This window comes from Bartonella sp. AP1QHHD, from assembly GCF_042196265.1.
Lineage (GTDB): Bacteria > Pseudomonadota > Alphaproteobacteria > Rhizobiales > Rhizobiaceae > Bartonella.
Genome location: NZ_JBHIPW010000087.1, coordinates 1 through 1,163, shown reverse-complemented (window position 1 = coordinate 1,163; position 1,163 = coordinate 1). Strand labels below are relative to the sequence as shown.

The 1,163-nt window shown below is 38.0% G+C and carries 1 protein-coding gene and 1 pseudogene; both read right to left on the bottom strand.

Features of this window, described 5'->3' with window-relative positions; all coding sequences use genetic code 11:
* Positions 1-261: pseudogene (locus ACFIME_RS07425) on the bottom strand (hypothetical protein); the annotation flags it as partial.
* A 98-nt stretch (positions 262-359) separates the two neighbouring features.
* Positions 360-962 (bottom strand): hypothetical protein, encoded by a 603-nt coding sequence (locus ACFIME_RS07420; protein WP_375675350.1) that lies wholly within the window; start codon positions 960-962, stop codon positions 360-362.
* Between the last annotated feature and the right edge of the window lie 201 nt (positions 963-1,163).

Here is a 1,163-nt window from a genome sequence, read left to right as displayed (position 1 = left end):
TTGACCACAGACTTGAGAAAAATGGCGTATTTTTGCATTTTCATACACTCTTGCATGACCATAGACACAAGCCTCATCATAGACCCAGCAATTACCATCATGGGATAGGTTAACTTCCTTTTCAATAAAGCCGCCTAAAGACCCCGCCTTTATATCATCAAAATCTTTTAAAGCACGAATGCGATAAAGAGTTATAATATTTCGAGTAAGTGCATGTTTGATTTTTTTGATTTCACTGGTTAATTCGTATTTTTTGCACATAGGGATACCCTCACAATCTAATGTGATAAACGTTTTCTAAAATTTGAAATGGAAAATTGGATTGGAAAGCAGGCGCCCCCACAACGCCCATGCTTTATTTAAGCAGCGTTATTTTCAATAATCTTTACAACGGTATCGTTTTCATAAACCTCACAATTTATGGGAACCCAATATAAATCACTATCTCTTTTTAATCTTGCAGAGCCATAAACATCAGTATGACAGCCCACGCTAGCATTCCCATAAACCTTGCCATAAATTTTAGCAGCGCCACTAACAACAGCATGATCATAAACTACCGCCTTGCTATGAATACGAGCATTTCCTGATAATTTTGCATTGCCATAAACCCGCGCCTGATGATAAACCCAAGCATTATAAGAAAGATGCGCATTGTCATAAACATGAGCATTTGCATAAACGCGGGCACGGTCACATACATGGGCATTGCCATAAACACTACCCATTATAATAGCATTATTAAAAACCTTGGCATTTTCATAAATATGGGCAGGATTTAAAACAAGAGCATTATCATAGATCCAGCAATTGCCATCATGAGAGAGGTTACTTTCATTTTCAATAAAACCACCCAAGGCACCAGCCTTAACATCGTCAAAATCCCTTAATGCTTGGATGCGATAAAGAGTTTGATTATTAAATACACGTGTCTCATTTGTGAGTGCAAACTTTTTTTGCATAGCACAATTCCTTTATAAATAGATTTGAATTTTAGAATGAAATGTTTAAAGAGGGGCGCCCCCGCCGCGCCCGCGCGTCATTTACACAGTTGTAAAAACAATATCACCAGTGATAACGGGTTCTTTATAATTGCCACCAATTTTGGTATCACCACCAATCTCAGTATAGCCAATTACCTTGGCATTGCCATAGACATGAGC

Excerpts from the sequence above, each read along its gene's own strand:
- ACFIME_RS07420 (WP_375675350.1), bottom strand. The coding sequence starts at position 962 with ATGCAAAAAAAGTTTGCACTCACAAATGAGACACGTGTATTTAATAAT.